This is a genomic window from Polynucleobacter sp. es-GGE-1, assembly GCF_018882005.1.
Classification (GTDB): Bacteria; Pseudomonadota; Gammaproteobacteria; order Burkholderiales; family Burkholderiaceae; genus Polynucleobacter.
On record NZ_JACVPE010000010.1, the window covers coordinates 83780 to 101766 of the forward strand.

At 46.2% G+C, this 17987-nt stretch carries 17 protein-coding genes and 1 tRNA gene; 14 read left to right on the plus strand and 4 right to left on the minus strand.

Annotated features, from left to right (window positions below):
- Positions 1-7: 7 nt before the first annotated feature.
- The gene (locus tag ICN35_RS09240) at positions 8-1192 is read right to left on the minus strand and encodes an MFS transporter (protein WP_216126966.1); all 1185 of its coding nucleotides are present in this window, start codon (positions 1190-1192) and stop codon (positions 8-10) included.
- 37 nt (positions 1193-1229) lie between these two features.
- Here ICN35_RS09240 and uvrA point away from each other — a divergent pair, with 37 nt between their 5' ends.
- Positions 1230-4118, plus strand: a complete 2889-nt coding sequence (gene uvrA / locus ICN35_RS09245; RefSeq protein ID WP_216126969.1) for an excinuclease ABC subunit UvrA — start codon at positions 1230-1232, stop codon at positions 4116-4118.
- A 10-nt stretch (positions 4119-4128) separates the two neighbouring features.
- Here uvrA and ICN35_RS09250 read toward each other — a convergent pair whose 3' ends face one another.
- A complete protein-coding gene (locus ICN35_RS09250; RefSeq protein ID WP_216126972.1) occupies positions 4129-6111 on the minus strand; it encodes a monovalent cation:proton antiporter family protein in 1983 nt (660 codons plus the stop codon).
- An 11-nt stretch (positions 6112-6122) separates the two neighbouring features.
- Between ICN35_RS09250 and ICN35_RS09255 the strand changes: the two genes are divergently transcribed.
- The 9 genes from ICN35_RS09255 to rapZ all read left to right on the plus strand — a co-directional run bounded on the left by ICN35_RS09255 (position 6123) and on the right by rapZ (position 12557).
- Positions 6123-7115 carry an SIS domain-containing protein gene (locus ICN35_RS09255; RefSeq protein ID WP_216126975.1) on the plus strand — a complete coding sequence of 331 codons (993 nt, stop codon included), beginning with the start codon at positions 6123-6125 and terminating at the stop codon, positions 7113-7115.
- A gap of 21 nt (positions 7116-7136) precedes the next feature.
- A complete protein-coding gene (locus tag ICN35_RS09260; protein ID WP_216126979.1) occupies positions 7137-7709 on the plus strand; it encodes an HAD family hydrolase in 573 nt (190 codons plus the stop codon).
- A 3-nt stretch (positions 7710-7712) separates the two neighbouring features.
- Complete coding sequence (lptC, locus tag ICN35_RS09265; RefSeq protein WP_216126982.1) at positions 7713-8354, plus strand: LPS export ABC transporter periplasmic protein LptC; 642 nt, start codon at positions 7713-7715, stop codon at positions 8352-8354.
- A 10-nt stretch (positions 8355-8364) separates the two neighbouring features.
- Positions 8365-8916 (plus strand): lipopolysaccharide transport periplasmic protein LptA, encoded by a 552-nt coding sequence (gene lptA, locus ICN35_RS09270; RefSeq protein WP_255535786.1) that lies wholly within the window; start codon positions 8365-8367, stop codon positions 8914-8916.
- The gene (gene lptB, locus ICN35_RS09275; RefSeq protein WP_215295900.1) at positions 8913-9680 is read left to right on the plus strand and encodes an LPS export ABC transporter ATP-binding protein; all 768 of its coding nucleotides are present in this window, start codon (positions 8913-8915) and stop codon (positions 9678-9680) included. Before lptA ends, lptB begins: the two co-directional genes overlap by 4 nt.
- Before the next feature lie 181 nt (positions 9681-9861).
- Positions 9862-10185 (plus strand): ribosome hibernation-promoting factor, HPF/YfiA family, encoded by a 324-nt coding sequence (hpf, locus tag ICN35_RS09280; RefSeq protein WP_215295901.1) that lies wholly within the window; start codon positions 9862-9864, stop codon positions 10183-10185.
- A 33-nt stretch (positions 10186-10218) separates the two neighbouring features.
- Entirely contained in the window at positions 10219-10680 is a 462-nt protein-coding gene (locus tag ICN35_RS09285; RefSeq protein WP_215295902.1) for a PTS sugar transporter subunit IIA, read from the plus strand.
- Positions 10677-11663 (plus strand): HPr(Ser) kinase/phosphatase, encoded by a 987-nt coding sequence (gene hprK, locus ICN35_RS09290; protein ID WP_216126990.1) that lies wholly within the window; start codon positions 10677-10679, stop codon positions 11661-11663. Before ICN35_RS09285 ends, hprK begins: the two co-directional genes overlap by 4 nt.
- Positions 11664-11666: 3 nt before the next feature.
- The gene (rapZ, locus tag ICN35_RS09295; protein ID WP_216126991.1) at positions 11667-12557 is read left to right on the plus strand and encodes an RNase adapter RapZ; all 891 of its coding nucleotides are present in this window, start codon (positions 11667-11669) and stop codon (positions 12555-12557) included.
- On the opposite strand, the gene mutY is transcribed toward rapZ, so the two are convergent.
- A complete protein-coding gene (gene mutY / locus ICN35_RS09300; protein WP_216126993.1) occupies positions 12502-13644 on the minus strand; it encodes an A/G-specific adenine glycosylase in 1143 nt (380 codons plus the stop codon). The two genes, rapZ and mutY, sit on opposite strands and share 56 nt — an antisense overlap.
- Positions 13629-14465 (minus strand): bifunctional DNA-formamidopyrimidine glycosylase/DNA-(apurinic or apyrimidinic site) lyase, encoded by an 837-nt coding sequence (gene mutM / locus ICN35_RS09305; RefSeq protein ID WP_216126996.1) that lies wholly within the window; start codon positions 14463-14465, stop codon positions 13629-13631. The genes mutY and mutM overlap by 16 nt, the downstream gene beginning before the upstream one ends.
- A gap of 35 nt (positions 14466-14500) precedes the next feature.
- Between mutM and ICN35_RS09310 the strand changes: the two genes are divergently transcribed.
- The 4 genes from ICN35_RS09310 (at position 14501) to ICN35_RS09325 (ending at position 17967) form a co-directional block, all read left to right on the plus strand.
- On the plus strand, positions 14501-15988 hold the full coding sequence (locus ICN35_RS09310; protein WP_216126998.1) for an outer membrane lipoprotein LolB: 1488 nt from the start codon (positions 14501-14503) through the stop codon (positions 15986-15988).
- A complete protein-coding gene (gene ispE / locus ICN35_RS09315; RefSeq protein ID WP_216127000.1) occupies positions 15981-16865 on the plus strand; it encodes a 4-(cytidine 5'-diphospho)-2-C-methyl-D-erythritol kinase in 885 nt (294 codons plus the stop codon). Before ICN35_RS09310 ends, ispE begins: the two co-directional genes overlap by 8 nt.
- A gap of 5 nt (positions 16866-16870) precedes the next feature.
- Positions 16871-16947 (plus strand) — tRNA-Gln (locus ICN35_RS09320).
- Between the two features lie 54 nt (positions 16948-17001).
- Positions 17002-17967: a ribose-phosphate pyrophosphokinase gene (locus ICN35_RS09325; protein WP_216127002.1), complete on the plus strand. Its 966-nt coding sequence runs from the start codon at positions 17002-17004 to the stop codon at positions 17965-17967.
- The last annotated feature ends 20 nt before the right edge of the window (positions 17968-17987 follow it).

Consider the following 17987-nt stretch of genomic DNA (forward strand, 5'->3'; position numbering starts at 1 on the left):
GCTACGGCTATGTCTTTGTGGCTAAACCCTTTGATTCTGTTGCTCTCGCTGGCATTTCACCCATCGACCAGGCAATTATAAGCCAGCCAACTAGCATAACCGCCCCGACTGCAAAGACCGATACATTGCCAAGGCTATCCATTAAATAACCCCCTAACAACGCACCAGAAAAGAGGCCAATAGATTGTGTGGTGTTGTAAACCCCCAAAGCAGTGCCCTTTGATTCTTTTGCATAACGAGTGACCAATGATGGTTGTAATGCTTCCAAAAGATTGAAGCCTACAAAATAAATCAGCAATGCCACCGTAATGAGAGTCACAGATGCAGCTTGAGTGAAAATGATTTCAGCAATAACCAGCAAAATGATGGCAATTAACAGAACAAGTCGTATGCGCTGTTTTTTCTCACCGTAGACTAAAAGTGGAACCATAAATACAAACGAGAGTAAAACCACTGAGAGATAGATTTGCCAGTGCGCAGTAAGCGGAAATCCTGCTTGCTCTAATAAACGTGGCACCACTAAAAACATAGCTACTTGGGTAGCATTCAATACAAATACACCTACATTTAGTCGCATGAGCTCTGGGCGAAGAAATACGACTTTGAGTGAATCTTGTTGCGCATGAACTTCAGGTCTGTTATTTGGCAATACAAAATAGGCTACTAACATCGCCAAGACACCTAGAATTGCCAACACAAAAAACATCCCACTTAAGCTAATCATGCGATAAAGCGGGGCAGCCAGCACTAGCGAAACCGCAAAAGAGAGGGAAATACTGGCGCCGACTAAAGCCATCGCTTGACTGCGCACCTGCTCTCGAGTCAGATCGGCAACCCAAGCAGAAACCGCTGCAGAAATTGCACCGGCGCCCATTACTCCCCGACCGATAGAAATCCATAACAAATCATCTTTGGTTGCGCAAATTAAAGCCCCGGCAACAAACAAGGACAACCCCCATAAAACGACCGCTTTTCGGCCGATTCGATCGGAAAGTCTGCCTAAGGGAATATGGAAGCAGGCCTGAACAATATTGAAAATTCCGAGTGCCAGCCCTATCAAGAAGGCTTGATCACCTCCTGGTAAGTCTTTGGCGTGGATGCTAAAAACGGGCAACAGCAAAAATAGGCCCAGCATACGTAAGCCGAAGATGCCCGCTAAGGCCAGAGTGGAGCGAAGTTCAGAAGAATTCATGGGAAAGAGCTATATTAACAAGTTACGCAAAAAAATCATGAATAACGAAATCAAGATCCGCGGTGCCCGCACCCATAACCTCAAAAATATCAATCTAGACATCCCTAGAGAGAAACTCGTCGTCCTGACTGGCCTCTCTGGTTCAGGTAAAAGTTCATTGGCCTTTGACACGCTCTATGCCGAAGGTCAGCGTCGCTATGTCGAATCGCTTTCCGCTTATGCGCGTCAATTTTTGCAGTTGATGGAAAAGCCCGACGTTGACACCATCGAAGGTCTATCACCTGCAATTTCCATTGAACAAAAAGCAACGAGCCATAACCCACGCTCCACTGTGGGTACTGTTACTGAAATTCATGATTATTTGCGTTTGCTATTTGCACGCGCAGGCACACCTCACTGCCCAGACCACGACCTACCTCTAGAGGCGCAAAGCGTCTCTCAAATGGTAGACACAGTGCTCTCTATGCCTGAGGACACAAAGTTGATGATTCTTGCGCCAGTGGTAAGTGAGCGCAAAGGCGAGTTCGTTGATCTCTTCCAAGACCTACAGGCCCAAGGCTTTGTGCGCTTTCGAGTGCGCTCCGGCGGTGGCACAGCAAACGTAGCTAAGGCAGAAATTTTTGAAGTCGATCAATTACCAACCCTCAAAAAGAATGATAAACATTCCATTGAAGTAGTTGTTGATCGCATTAAAGTGCGCCCTGACATTCAACAACGTCTTGCTGAATCTTTTGAGACAGCGCTACGCCTTGCGGATGGCAAGGCCATGATTGTGGATATGGATACTGGTAAAGAGATGATTTTCTCCAGTAAGTTTGCTTGCCCTGTTTGCTCTTACTCTCTTCAAGAACTAGAGCCACGCCTCTTCTCATTTAATAATCCAATGGGTGCATGTCCTTCATGCGATGGCCTTGGACATCAATCTTTCTTTGATCCAAAACGTATCGTGGCACATCCTGATTTATCCCTAGCGTCTGGGGCGATTAAAGGCTGGGATCGCCGTAATCAGTTCTACTTCAAATTACTGCAAACTCTTGCCAAGCATGGCAGGTTTGACGTAGAAAAGCCATTTGAATCCCTTAGCAAGAAACAACAAGACCTCATCTTGTTGGGCTCTGGTGACATTACTATTCCTTTTGAATATATCAATGAGCGTGGCAAAAATAGCATTCGCGAGCATGCTTTCGAAGGGATTGTTGCCAACTTTGAACGGCGCTATCGCGAGACAGATTCTGTCACCGTGCGTGAAGAGCTATCTCGCTATCAAAATGTGCAAACCTGCCCAGAATGTAACGGCAGTCGTTTACGCAAAGAGGCGCGTTTTGTCAAAGTGGGTGAGAAGAAACAATCTCGCGCTATTTATGAAATTAGCGCTCTCCCGCTAAAAGAAGCAAAGGAATACTTTGAGGCACTTGAACTGAAAGGTGCCAAGAGAGAAATCGCCGATAAGATTGTGAAAGAAATCAGTGCACGTCTGCGTTTCTTAAATGACGTGGGTCTTGATTACCTCTCTTTAGAACGAAGTGCAGACACTCTATCGGGCGGAGAAGCCCAACGTATTCGGCTCGCAAGTCAAATTGGCTCAGGCTTAACGGGCGTAATGTATGTACTCGATGAACCCTCAATTGGTCTACATCAACGCGATAACGATCGCTTGATTGGCACACTCAAACACTTACGTGACTTAGGTAATAGCGTATTAGTGGTTGAGCATGATGAAGATATGATTCGCGCTTCTGATTGGGTCATCGATATCGGCCCAGGAGCCGGTGTTCATGGCGGCGAAATTGTTGCAGAAGGCACGCCTGCTGAAGTCGAGGCCAATCCCAAATCCCTTACTGGCGCCTATCTTGCTGGTCGCGAAGCCATTGAAGTTCCCCAAAAACGTATTCCGGTAAATGATCGCTTTTTAGAAATCATCGGTGCGCGTGGCAATAACTTGCAATCAGTACACGCCAAAATTCCAGTCGGTTTATTAACTTGCGTCACTGGAGTATCGGGTTCCGGAAAATCTACACTGATTAACGACACCCTGCATCATGCAGTTGCACAACACCTCTATGGCTCTAATGCAGAGCCTGCTGCACATGATGCAATGAAGGGCTTAGAACACTTTGACAAAGTGATTAGTGTTGATCAGTCTCCCATTGGCAGAACACCTCGTTCCAACCCCGCTACCTATACCGGCCTCTTTACGCCCATTCGTGAACTTTTTTCTGGAGTTCCAGCCTCACGTGAACGTGGTTATGAAGCTGGTCGCTTCTCCTTTAACGTCAAAGGCGGACGCTGCGATTCCTGCGAAGGCGATGGCGTACTCAAAGTAGAAATGCACTTCTTGCCAGACGTTTATGTACCCTGCGATGTCTGCCATGGCAAACGTTACAACCGTGAAACTTTAGATATTCGCTATAAAGGTAAAAACATTCATGAAGTACTCTCGATGACGATCGAGCAAGCCCATGAATTCTTTGAAGCCGTTCCAGTAGTCAAGCGCAAACTCAAAACACTGTTAGATGTTGGCTTGGGTTATGTGAAGCTGGGACAAAGCGCTACAACTCTATCTGGCGGCGAAGCCCAGCGCGTGAAATTATCACTTGAGCTTTCTAAGCGGGATACTGGTCGAACACTTTATATCTTGGATGAACCAACCACTGGTTTACATTTCCACGATATTCAACTATTACTCACGGTGATTCAGACACTCAAAAAGCAAGGCAATACGATTGTCATCATTGAGCACAACTTAGATGTGATCAAGACTGCTGACTGGATTATTGACTTAGGACCAAAAGGTGGTGCAGGTGGTGGTCAGATCATTGCCACGGGAACGCCAGAGGATGTAGCAAAAAATGAAGCCAGCTTTACTGGTCACTACTTGGCACCATTACTCACTCGCAAACTCGTCGCAGCTAAGAAAAAGAAATAGTCAATAAATCTCAGAGTAATTTAGCTTCAGCCAAGTCAGTCGCTTCAGAGTTACCTGAGATCACCAAGATATCGTTAGCTTGCAGTTGCAATTCGGGCGTCAAGACAAGTTTCACATAGTCTGCGTTGCGCCCCTTACGACGTACTGCTTGAACGCTGACACCTGCACTACCTAAATCAAGCTCTTCTAGAGTTTTACCAACGGCTTGAGAATTGGGCAGCAAAGTAATCGAATGTAAACGCCAAGACTCATTCGAGCCAAAGTCATCATCGCCTGCGCCTCGGAAATACCCTCTTAGCAAGCTATAACGCTCTTCACGTGCAGTCGTAATCCGCCGAACTACCTTACGCATAGGTACACCCATAATCAACAAGACGTGCGAGGCAATCATGAGGCTTCCCTCAATCAACTCAGGCACCACTTCGGTAGCACCAGCCGCTTGCAACTTAGCAATGTCGGCGTCGTCTTTGGTGCGAACTAATACTGTCATGCCGGGACGCAGGTGTTCAACCTGACGCAACACACGCAAACTAGCAGCAGTATCTGCATAAGTAATGACAACTGTCTTAGCTCTTGAGAGGCCAGCGGCAACTAAATAATTTTCACGACTCGCATCGCCATACACCACGTTATCGCCTGCAGCAGCAGCCTCTTTCACGCGATCGGGATCCAAATCTAGGGCAATGTAAGGAATCTTTTCTTGATCGAGCATACGTGCCAAGCTTTGACCAGAACGGCCAAACCCACAAATGATGACGTGATTCTCATTGCGTACGCTCTTTGCAGCAACGCGTGTCAACGCAAGCGATTGCAATAGCCATTCGTTACTGGAAAAACGCATTGTAATGCGATCACTATATTCAACCAAAAATGGCGCGCAAAACATCGAGAGCAACATCGCGGCAAGAACCGCTTGGCTCAGAACGGGATCAATTAAATCTAAGCCATCAATTTGAGTCAGCAATACGAAGCCGAATTCGCCCGCCTGAGCAAGGCATAAGCCCGTTCTAATCGAGATGCCAGGGCTTGAGCCAAACGCTCTCGAGAGTAAGGCGATCAAGCCAAATTTAAATAGTAAGGGGCCAATCAGAAGTGCTACCACCAACATCCACTGTTCACGAATGACATTGAAGTCAAGCAGCATGCCAATCGTAATAAAGAAGAGTCCCAATAAGACATCACGAAATGGTTTGACATCCTCTTCAACCTGATGACGATATGGCGTCTCAGCAATTAACATCCCAGCCAAAAATGCACCGAGCGCTAAAGACAAACCAAAGTGCTCTGTTAAACCTGCCATACCGAGCACAATCAACAAGAGGTTCAACATGAACAATTCTTGCGAGCGTAGCTTAGCAACCAATCTAAACCAGCGACTCATGAGCGATTGGCCAATGAAGAAAATTAAGGCCAAAGCAACCGTAATCTTGATTGAGGCCGCAGTGAGAGCAACAAACAGATCTTTTGGGTTTTTTCCCAAAGAGGGAATCAAGATCAATAAAAAAACCACTGCTAAATCTTGGAATAACAAAATACCGACGACATTGCGACCATGCTCTGTTTCTAATTCAGATCGATCAGAAATGAGTTTTGTCACAATCGCGGTGGAAGACATCGCCAAAGCCCCGCCCAAGGCAATGGCTGCCTGCCAAGAAATTGGGTAAATCCAGTTCATCAAGAGGCTGACCGGCACCGCTAAAAGCATCGTCAAGACCACTTGACTGCCACCCAGACCAAATACGATGTTCCGCATCGATCGCAGCTTGTTTAGATTAAATTCCAAGCCGATCGAGAACATTAAGAAAACTACCCCAAATTCAGCTAAATACTTCACTGTAGAAGAGTCGCTTGCCAAAGCCAGGGCATTGGGGCCAATCAGCACCCCAATCGCTAAATAGCCCAAAATAGGGGGTAAGCCAAAATAGCGGAAAATAACCACTCCAGCCACACCTGCGGCTAGGAGAATGAGGGTTAATTGAAGGACTGACGGCATATACTTACTCGATGATAGCTAAGACTCGTGAACGTACCCTAAAGCTTGCACGCGATACCCTCGCAATTGAGGCTGCTGCGCTGCAAACCATGCGCGATCGCCTAGAAGGCATCAACGCCGATGCACTCGTATACGCAGTGGAATTACTGCATGACTGCAAAGGGAGAATTGTGGTTTCTGGCATTGGTAAATCGGGGCATATTGCTCGCAAAATTGCTGCTACCTTTGCCTCGACAGGCTCACCTGCTTTTTTTGTGCACCCAGCCGAGGCTAGTCACGGTGATTTAGGTATGGTTACTAGAGACGATGTTTTTGTTGCTCTCTCGAACTCTGGAGAGACAGAAGAATTATTAACTATCGTACCGATCGTGAAACGTACTGGTGCAAAACTGATTGCTTTGACTGGCGCACCAAATTCTTCGCTTGCCCAATTAGCAGACGCCCATTTAGATACCAGTGTTGAAAAAGAGGCGTGCCCACTGAATCTTGCCCCCACAACCAGCACTACTGCTGCATTAGCTATGGGCGATGCATTAGCAGTTGCTTTATTAGACGCCCGTGGATTTCAGGCAGAAGATTTTCAGCGTTCCCATCCTGGCGGTCGCTTGGGCCGCAAACAATTAATGCATGTCAGTGAAGTAATGCGTAGCTTTGATGACACGCCAAAAATTTCTATCCACGCTTCACTGCAAGATGCCCTACTAGAAATGACTGCTAAGCGCATGGGGATGGTAGTGACATTGGATGACAAGCAAAAAGTGTTTGGCATTTTGACAGACGGTGATTTACGCAGACTGCTAGAGAAAAACACGAATCTTAGTGGCGTCACTTTACAAAATGCCACTACTGCTAGCCCTCGCACCATCCCACCAGAACTGTTGGCTGAAGAAGCCATTGAAATGATGGAAAAACATCGCATCAATCATTTAGTTGTTACCGATCAAGATGGCTGCCTACTAGGCGCCCTCAATCTACATGATCTCTTTGCAGCCAAAGTAATTTAATACCGTCGTTGATTGAGACTTATGCCCAACGCTTTTACTACACACAACACCAACCCTCTTTCACAGTATCCACAAGCATGGGAGCGCGCTGGCAAAGTGAAGTTGCTAGTTTTAGATGTTGATGGGGTCCTCACCAACGGGCAGGTATGGATTGGTGCTGATGGTAAAGAATCTTTAAAGGCATTTGATATTCAAGATGGTCTAGGGATCAAACTTTTAGAGCAATGTGGTATTCCGACAGCCATCATCACGGGCAGAAACTCCAAAATGGTCTTAGCGCGCTGTGATGAATTAGGCATCAAACAGGTTCATATGGGTGTTGAAAATAAAGCGTTAGCTTTAGAAGAAGTTCTAAAAACACTTGGACTGAAAGCCAGTGACTGCGCTGTCATGGGTGATGACTGGCCAGATCTAGCCATGATGAAAAACGCTGGACTACGAATTGCTCCTGCGCAAGCGCATGAAGCTGTGAAAGAATTTGCACATTATGTCACTACGCATGCGGGTGGCAATAGCGCCGTTAGAGAAGTGTGTGATCTGATTCTCAAGGCACAAAGCCGCTACGAGGAATTGCTCAGCCAGGCTCGTCAATAAGCAATGCAATTGAATTCTCAACGGATCAAACTCAACATTGGGCGTACATTGCTGGGCCTCATGCCTTTGCTATTGATGGGTGCCTTAACCCTCATGACTTTTTGGTTGGTTAAAAAAAATACTCCTCCAGAAAGCTCAATACTTGAACGCATTCGCCTGCATGAGCCTGACTACATTATTAAAAACGGCACTCTTTCCGCTTTAAACGAACAAGGCAATACCAAGTACAGAATTTTGGGCAATAAAGTGACTCACTATGATGACGATGCCTCCATTGATATTGATGCTCCACGGATGCGCCTCTTTCAGCCAGACAAAGCTCCTGTGACTGTCAAATCGAATACCGGTCATCTAGATGGTGACCTAACAATCTTGGAGCTCTTTGATAATGCTTCTATCTTTAGACCCCAACAAGCAGCTACTGCCACAGAGCCTGCAAGCTTACGGATGCTGGCCTCGTCTAGTTATTTCAAGGTCTTGATTAACGACGATATCGTTAAAACTGATCGGCCAATCACATTAGAGCAAGGCATGTCGATCATGAACTCGACAGAAGGTGGAACATTCGACAACATTCAACAAAGCATGACACTTTCCGGTCAAGTTAAAGGTCGAATCGAACGCGCTCCTCGGGGTGCACAATAAAATGTTTACCATGCATCGCCTACTTCATATTGGATTCACCCTCTCCTTACTGGTGCTGAGCCCTATTGCTAACGCCGAGAAAGCCGATCAAGACAAGCCCATCATTCTTGAGGCTGAAAAAGTTTCAGTAAATGATGTACAGCAGGTGTATGACTTAAAAGGTCAAGTTTTATTGATTAAAGGCAGCATTATCGTTACAGGCGAAGATGGTCATATTCAAGTGGATCCTGAAGGCTATGAATTAGTTGATGTCAAAGGATCCGCCGACACTACTGCAAGTTTCAGGCAGCGCAGAGAAGGTCCTGCCGATGAATTTATACAAGGACGCGGGACTCAAGTTACCTACAATGCCAAGACTGAGATTCTGACTATCACAGGAGAAGCCAGTCTTAAGCGCTCTCTGAATATGCAGATGCTCGATCAACTGCAGGGCTGGAAAATTGAGTACGATGATATTAAAGAGCGCTATCGTGTAACACCTCCCGCCAATGCAAAAGCGGAGGACTTGCCTTTAGCTAGAGCAATCCTTTCACCAAGACGAAAAGCCACATTAGAGAAATGACAACGGATTTAGCTCAAAACCATCCCAAAGCAACACTCATCGCTAGCAATCTTCAAAAACGTTATGGCTCTCGAACAGTAGTACGAGATGTTTCGATTGAAGTGGAATGTGGTGAAGTAGTTGGACTATTGGGTCCAAACGGTGCGGGTAAAACGACGTCGTTCTACATGATTGTTGGGCTGGTGCCACTGGACGCCGGTCAAATTATTTTAGATGGGGTCAATATCACCCATCTTCCTATTCATGAGCGAGCGCGTATGGGGCTCTCTTACCTTCCTCAAGAGGCTTCTGTTTTTAGAAAGCTCAACGTTGCTGAGAATATACAAGCAGTCCTAGAGCTCCAAGTCCAAGGTGGAAAACCCTTAAGCAAAGGCGAAATTGCGGACCGTCTAGATGAATTATTAGGCGAACTACAAATTGGCCACCTCCGCAATAATCCAGCCCTGTCATTGTCTGGAGGAGAGCGTCGCCGTGTTGAAATCGCGAGAGCATTAGCGTCCCAACCAAAATTTATCTTGCTCGATGAACCATTTGCAGGAGTTGACCCTATTGCCGTAGGGGAAATTCAGCGGATTGTTCGATTCTTACGAGATCGTCAGATTGGCGTGTTGATTACCGACCATAACGTTCGAGAAACCTTGGGTATCTGCGACCACGCCTACATCATTAGCGAAGGAAGCGTTCTAGCAGAAGGCAAGCCCGATCAAATTATTCAAAATGATGCTGTCCGCAGAGTCTACTTAGGCGAAAACTTCCGGATGTAAGCCAGACAAGGCATCTGTCCGTATAAGTAATAAAAAGTACTTTCCCCTCTTGGTTTTCGGCAAATTCGCTGATACGCTGGAGGTTCATGGTTCACTTTCCAAAAAAACAGCTCAAAAAGACAGGGGCTTGCTGCGCACCCTCGGTATTGCTATGCGCACGCGTTGATATAAGGAGTTGCTCATGAATTTAAAAATTAATAGCCGTCATGTAGAAGTTACCCCTGCTATGCGTACGCATCTTGAGGCTGGGTTAGCTAAAATTCGCAAGCACTTCGATCACGTCATTGATGCATCTGCCTTTTTAGTGATTGATAACGCCAAAGAAAAAGATCTCCGTCAAAGTGCCGAAATCACGATTCACCTCAAAGGCAAAGAACTGTTCGCTGAGGCACATAATGCTGATCTCTATCACGCTATGGATGCAGTGGTCGATAAGCTTGAGCGCCAGGTTGTGAAACACAAAGAAAAGATTCAAGATCATCATCACGAAAAGCATTTTGAGTAAGCATGAGCGTGAGGACACCTATAATCATCTGTAATGAATGTGCTGACTAATCTCTTTAACCCAGACTGCATTGCATTAGATAACCCCGCCAAAAACAGGGCTGATGCTTTTGCAGCCGCTGGGGAGTTGTTTGCCAAGCAAGTTGGTATTGATGCAAGCTCAGTAGTAGAGTTTCTCAATGCCCGCGAAGACTTAGGCTCAACAGCCCTCGGGGCTGGTGTTGCGATTCCTCACGGTCGTGTAAAAGGCCTGAAGCAACCCACTGCAGCCTTCATGAAGTTGAAAGACCCGATCGAATTTGCAGCGCCTGATGGTGAGCTTGTGTCGATCCTCATTTTTTTGTTGGTTCCAGAAAAGGCAACCCAACAACATTTAGAAATTCTCTCCTCTATCGCACAACTGCTATCAGATTCAGAGGCAAGAGAAAAATTGATTTCTGCTACCGACCCCACATCAGTCTGTGAACTATTGCAGCAATGGGGTAATACAAAATGACCCAGCCATTACTCCTCGATCGAGTAACTGCGCAACAAATCTTTGATGACAATGTTTCTGATCTGAAGCTCTCCTGGATTAGCGGCCTTGAAGGTGCTGATCGCACCTTTCCACCTGAGGCAGTCAAAGCTGCTGCAGCCAGCTCAGACTTGGTGGGTCACTTAAATCTGATTCACCCAAGTCGCATCCAAATTTTTGGTGTACAAGAAGTTGACTATCACGCAGCGCTTGAGCCCGAACAAAAACAAGAGCAAATTGCTAACCTAATTTCTAAAACTCCGCCTTGTGTCATTGTGGCTGATGGCAAGTCCGCAGATCCAGATCTACAACTATTCTGCCAACGCTCATCCACCCCGCTGTTTACCACGAGTATTTCAGCCGCAGAAGTCATTGACCATTTGCGCACCTATCTCACCAAAATTGGCGCTCCGCAAATTACGATGCACGGGGTGTTTATGGACATCTTAGGCTTGGGCGTTTTATTAACGGGTGAATCTGGCTTAGGCAAAAGTGAGTTAGGTTTGGAATTGATTTCTCGCGGGCATGGTTTAGTTGCTGATGATGCGGTAGATTTTGCACGCTTAGGACCCGACTATATTGAAGGTCGTTGCCCCGTAATTCTTCGCAATCTTCTTGAGGTGCGCGGACTTGGCCTCTTGGACATTCGTACGATTTTTGGTGAAACAGCCGTTCGTCGAAAATTAAAACTGCGCCTTATTGTGCAATTGGTTCGACGAACCGATGGTGAATTTGAAAGATTGCCACTGGAAGCTCAACATATCGATGTTTTAGGAATTCCGATTCGAACGGTAAAAATTCAAGTGGCTGCTGGACGCAACTTAGCGGTACTAGTAGAGGCTGCAGTCCGCAATACAATTTTGCAATTACGCGGTATTGATACCCTCAAAGAATTTATAGAGCGTCAACGAGCGCAAATGAACGCCGAGACAGATGCGATTAAATCCCAAGGGCGCTTGCTTTAAGTCATGCAAATTAATCTGATTACCGGAATCTCAGGCTCAGGTAAATCAGTAGCCCTGAGGGCCTTTGAAGATGCTGGCTATGATTGCGTCGATAACCTTCCCGTCTCGCTCCTAGAAAACCTTATCAGCACTCTTGAAAGCGAAAAGTGCGAGCGCGTAGCAGTAGCTATTGATGCACGTCGTGGCCAATCGATTGCAGAGCTTCCTTTCATTCTTGAAAATCTGAAGCGTACGCACCAAGTACGCATCTTATTCTTAAATGCAGATACCAATACCTTGGTACAGCGCTTTTCAGAAACTCGCCGACGACATCCCTTATCAACGAATGCCAGGCAATCCCAATCGGCGACATTGATAGAAGCGATTAATAAAGAACGAAGCTTGCTTGAACCCCTGCGCACGCAAGCTCATAGCATTGATACTAGTAACCTACCATCTCACGCCCTACGCACTTGGATTCAGGACCTACTGAAAGATAAGCCCGTTGGTTTGACAGTCATTTTTGAATCCTTTGGATTTAAAAAAGGCGTGCCTAGCGAAGCAGATCTCGTCTTTGATGTTCGTTGCTTGCCCAACCCCCATTACGACAAAATCTTAAGGCCCCTAACAGGGAACGATAAACCCGTAAAAGAATTTCTAGAAAAAATTCCAGAAGTCATTAGCATGGAAAGTGACATTACACAATTTATTGAGAAATGGTTGCCGCACTACATTGCTGACGGACGCAGTTACTTAACGGTTGCAATTGGTTGTACCGGTGGTCAGCATCGCTCGGTCTATCTTGTGAATCGAATTAGCGAACACTTCCGCACCCAAAGAGAATTGATTGATCTACAGCTTAATTTTTTAGACCGTCATCGCGAGCTAGACTCAATCCCTGCAGCAAAATCTTAATCGGCTGCGGTAGGCCATAGCGCCCTAATTGGCTCAAGGGTACCCACTGCAGATTTGCACTTTCAGGCTCTACGCTTTTTAAAGCATTCACATCCCAAATCTGCATCCACAAACGTCGATGGGTAAAGACATGCTTAATTTGAGGACCTACTTGGACCGACTTACAAGCCTTTAGCCATATAGCTGTCTTTTCTTCAGGTAAAGCCGCTTCCAACAAGCTCTTGAGGCTTGGTGCCGCTTTTCGAGGAGTGGATTTCGCCACCCAGATAGATTCTGGTAAAGACCATAATCCACCCCAAATTGCCTTGCTTGGGCGCTTTTGTAGCAGAATCGCATTGCCATGCCTGACTAAGAGCATGTCGCAGTCAAACTCGGGTGACTTTGCTTTTATTGCCTTTTTCGGTAACGCCAATACTTGATTGCTTAAATTTGCTTGGCAGTATTTTTCAAATGGGCATTTTTTTTCACCCCTAAGACAAACTGGTTTACGAGCAGTACACCAAGTAGCGCCAAAGTCCATTAATGCTTGGGTATACACCGGCATATCCTGAGGCTTGCTTGGCAAGAGCTGATTAGCTAGCTCCCATAAATGGTCATTTACCGCCTTGTCTTGTAGCGTGCCTTCTACAGCAAATAAGCGCGCCAAAATTCTTTTGACATTTGCATCTAGAATTGGTGCTCTTGCATGGAAAGCAAAAGCAGCGATTGCGCCTGCGGTTGACCGACCAATCCCCTTGAGTTGCTCGAGTAAAACTGGATCGCCCGGAAATTGCCCAGCAAATTGTTGCATCACTTGCTGGGCACACGCATGTAAATTTCGAGCGCGAGAGTAATAACCCAAGCCAGCCCACTCAGCCAGCACTTCATCGATATGAGCAGCTGCTAATTTTTTAACCGTTGGAAAGCGCTTCATAAAGCGAGGGTAGCGCTCTAGAACAGTAGCTACCTGAGTTTGTTGTAGCATGATTTCTGAAACCCAGACTGCATAAGGGTCTCGATTGCCTTGCCAAGGCAGACCTGAGCGGCCACTGCGTGCATGCCAAGCAATCAACTTTTCAGAAAAAGTAGTGATTAGCGCTTTTGACATGTAGGGCAAAAATAAGTGGAGCGCTGTCCCTGCACAATTTGCTTGATGGGTGTTTTACAAACTTTACAGGGTTCATCTTTACGATCATAGACTTTGGTTTGCACCATAAAATGTCCTGGATCGCCATCACTGTTCACAAAATCTTTCAAGCTACTGCCGCCAGCAGCAATGGCTTTTTTCAAAATCAATCTCACTGCTTCAGCTAGACGAACACATTGAGGGCGCGTGAGTTTTCCAGCAGCCTTAGCAGGATGAATGCCTGCCTCAAACAAACTCTCGGAGCAATAAATATTTCCAACACCAACGACCGCTTGGCCAGCCAGCAGAAATTGCTTAACAGCGACGGTGCGCTTGCGTGATGCCCGATACAAAATTTCAGCGCCAAGCTCTCCAGCAAATTCTGTTGAAAAAGGCTCTACCCCTAACTTTTGTAATAGAACATTTTTCTCTATCGGACCTTTAGTTCTTGGATGCCACAACACTGCACCAAATTTTCTGGGGTCATGCAAACGTAAACTTAACTTCCCAAACTCTACAGTCACTCGATCATGCAACTTCAAAAGATCAGAGCTGGGCAATACCCGTAAGGTGCCTGTCATTCCCAAATGAATCAATAGATGCCCTATATCCAGCTCAATTAAGAGGTACTTTCCGCGCCTTTCAATGGTGTGCACTTTTTGACCAGGCAAAATCTTAGTCAGGGTGCTAGGGACAGGCCAACGTAAACGCCCATCAAGGATTTTGACGGCACTAATCACGCGCCCCTGAAGGTGAGGGGCAATTCCCAAGCGGGTGACTTCAACTTCTGGAAGTTCTGGCATAAATCAATTGTAGATTCGCAGATTAGAATGTGCTTATGAGCAAATTGTTACTTAAATCCTATTTGAAGGGTTTATTACTCTTCTCCATCGCTTACGCAAGCGCCCTGCCTGGTCAGGCATCTGCACAAACCGACGATATCCAAACGGGGCAGGCAGTTTTTGAAGTCTTAGCTTCAGAAATTGCCCTGCAAAGAGGCGAAGCGGGCCTAGCCTACAACACCTATATGGAAATGGCACGTCAATTCAAGGATCCTCGCTTGGCCCAAAGGGCGATGGAAATTGGGATTGCAGGTGGCTCGCCTGAATTAGCTTTAAATGCTGCTAAAACTTGGGATAGTTTGTCTCCAGCATCCCAAACCAAACCCAAAGAAGTTTTGATTACGTTGCTGGTTTTAAATAATCGCTGGTCAGATGCCGTCAAACCTGCCATCGCGTTATTGCGCCAACAAACTCCAGCGCAGCAAGAAAATACACTACTGCAACTGCAAGCTTTGCTCAGTAAAGCCAAAGATGAGTCAGATGCTCTACGGGCTTTCTATGAAATTACGTCTACTGTAAAACCGACCCCCAAGGATCCAGCGTTGCTTTATACCTATGCCATGTCAGCAGAAAAAGTAGGCCGCTTAGATGTGATGGAAAAAACCTTGCGGGAAATTTTGCGCAAGAATCCAAATGATGCGAATTCTTTAAATGCTTTGGGCTATTCTTTTGCCGACCGCAACATCAAACTACCCGAAGCATTTGCACTCATCACTAAAGCGCACCAACTCTCCCCTAAGGACAGCTTCATTTTAGATAGCTTAGGCTGGGTCAACTTCCGTCTTGGAAAAAATGAATTGGCTCTAGAGCAACTTCAACAAGCCTTCAGAATGAAACCGGAAGCTGATATTGCGGCACATACTGGTGAGGTATTGTGGGCAATGGGTCGCCGCACTGAAGCAGAGGAGATGTGGCAACAGGCTCAAAAATTAGACGCTAATAATCCCACACTTAAAGAAACGCTCAAGCGCTTAAAACAAGATTGGTCAAACGCTGATCAAGCTTCTGCAGGCTCTTGGGATGGCCGCTTTGCCGTTAAAGTTACTGGACTTACCGATGCTCACAATCAAGGTGGATCAGGTGGCTTTACGCTCACCCAAGAGCAACTCAAAGACGTTTTAGAGATACGCAATCCTGTTGGTGGATCCATCGCAAAAATTACCATCATGCCGGGCGAAGCGACTCTTGAACGTGAAGGACAAGTAGTCACAGCAATTGATGCAGACACCCTCGTTCAAAACACTTTGGGACTTCCATTACCAGCAAGAGGTTTATCAAACTGGCTCAGAGGCGAAGTAAGGCCCGGTAGCGAAGCAAGCATAGAAAGAAATGCCAAAGGGCAAGTGAGCAAAATTAACCAGGATGGCTGGGACTTAATTTATACCTGGGGTAATAAAAACCGTCTTGAGAAATTAAGTATGACTCGCAGCTCGAATATTGGATCGATTGATATTCGCCTAGTCTTTGATAGCCCGAATGAGTGAAATCAGTTATCAATCCTTAACGCTACGCTCACCAGCCAAGCTGAATTTATTTCTTCACATTGTTGGTCGAAGAGCAGATGGCTATCACTTACTACAATCCGTCTTTCAGTTAATTGATTGGTGTGACACGATCCACTTAAAACTGATCCCCCAAAATGAGATTCTTCGTATCGATCCCATTTCGGGAGTAGAACCCGAAAATGATTTAGTGGTCAGAGCTGCCAAACTATTAAAAGACTTTTGCCAGATTGAATCTGGGGTTGAGATTGGCCTGCAAAAAGAAATCCCCATGGGGGCTGGAATGGGTGGCGGATCTTCCGATGCTGCCACCACCTTAATTGGTTTAAATACCCTCTGGAATCTCAAGTTAAACCAAAAGACACTTTGCGAACTTGGTCTTCAGCTCGGGGCAGATGTACCATTTTTCATTTTTGGCAAAAATGCATTTGTTGAAGGTATTGGCGAACAAATTCAAGAAATTGCCCTGGAAACTCGTGATTTTTTAGTGATCTTCCCCAATCAAGGGATTCCTACTATCAGCATTTTTCAGGACCCTGAATTGACCCGAAATCACGGTCAGATTACAATAGATGGCTTTCTTGCATCGCCATGGTCCGATCTTTCAAATGATTGTCAGGCAGTAGCGATGCGGATTTGTCCTGAAGTGAAGCAAGCTTTGGATTGGATTAGTCAGGCAGTACCGGGCTCTGAGCCCCGTATGTCAGGCTCTGGAAGTAGCGTGTTTACAGTCTTAGACTCTAAGATGAATGTCGCAAAACTGGAAAATCTTCTACAAAATCTTCCTAAAGGGTGGATAGGTCGGGTTGTTCGGGGGCTAAATAAAAATCCAGCTTACAATTTGATTTCTTCAGATTGATCCGAAGGGGAATCGCCAAGCTGGTTAAGGCACTGGATTTTGATTCCAGCATGCGAAGGTTCGAATCCTTCTTCCCCTGCCAATTACTGTAGAAATGACAAAGAAAACCTTTTGACCCCTCAAAATCCTTAAGACTATGTCCTCCACAAACACAGATTTATTGACTTTATTTACAGGCAACGCAAATCCGGTTTTGGCTGAGGCTGTAGCCAAAGAGCTCAATTTGCCGATGGGTAAAGCCTTTGTAGGTCGTTTCTCGGACGGCGAGATTCAAGTAGAAATTCAAGAAAACGTTCGCGGCAAAAATGTCGTGGTCATTCAATCAACCTGTGCACCAACCAATGACAGCTTGATGGAATTGATGATCATGATTGATGCCTTGAAGCGAGCCTCTGCAAGCCGCATCACTGCGGTGATTCCGTACTTCGGTTACGCCCGCCAAGACCGTCGTCCACGCTCCGCCCGCGTTGCAATCTCTGCCCGCATCGTGGCAAATATGCTGCAATCGGTCGCTGGTATTGAGCGTGTTCTGACCATGGACCTCCATGCTGACCAAATTCAGGGCTTTTTTGATATCCCGGTAGATAACATTTATGCCTCACCCGTTCTCTTGGCCGATCTGGAAGCGCAAAAGACAAAAAAAGATCTGATTATTGTTTCCCCAGATATCGGCGGTGTAGTGCGCGCCCGTGCCATGGCAAAACAATTAGGTACAGACTTGGCGATTATTGATAAACGTCGCCCTAAAGCCAATGTATCGGAAGTAATGCACCTCATTGGCGAAGTAGAAGGTCGCCATTGCGTGATCATGGATGACATCATTGATACCGGCGGAACCCTTTGTAAGGCTGCTGAAGCGCTTAAAGAGCGTGGTGCGAAGGGAGTTACCGCTTACTGTACTCACGCTGTTCTATCAGGCGGTGCAGTGGCTCGAATTGCCGCCTCCGAATTGGATGAACTGGTTGTTACCGACACGATCCCATTGACTGCAGAAGCGTCCAAAGTGAGCAAAATCCGTCAATTGACCGTAGCGCCATTGCTAGCAGAGACCCTTTCTCGTATTAGCAAGGGCGATTCAGTCATGTCTATGTTTGCCGAATAAGCAAAAAACCCTGTTTTACC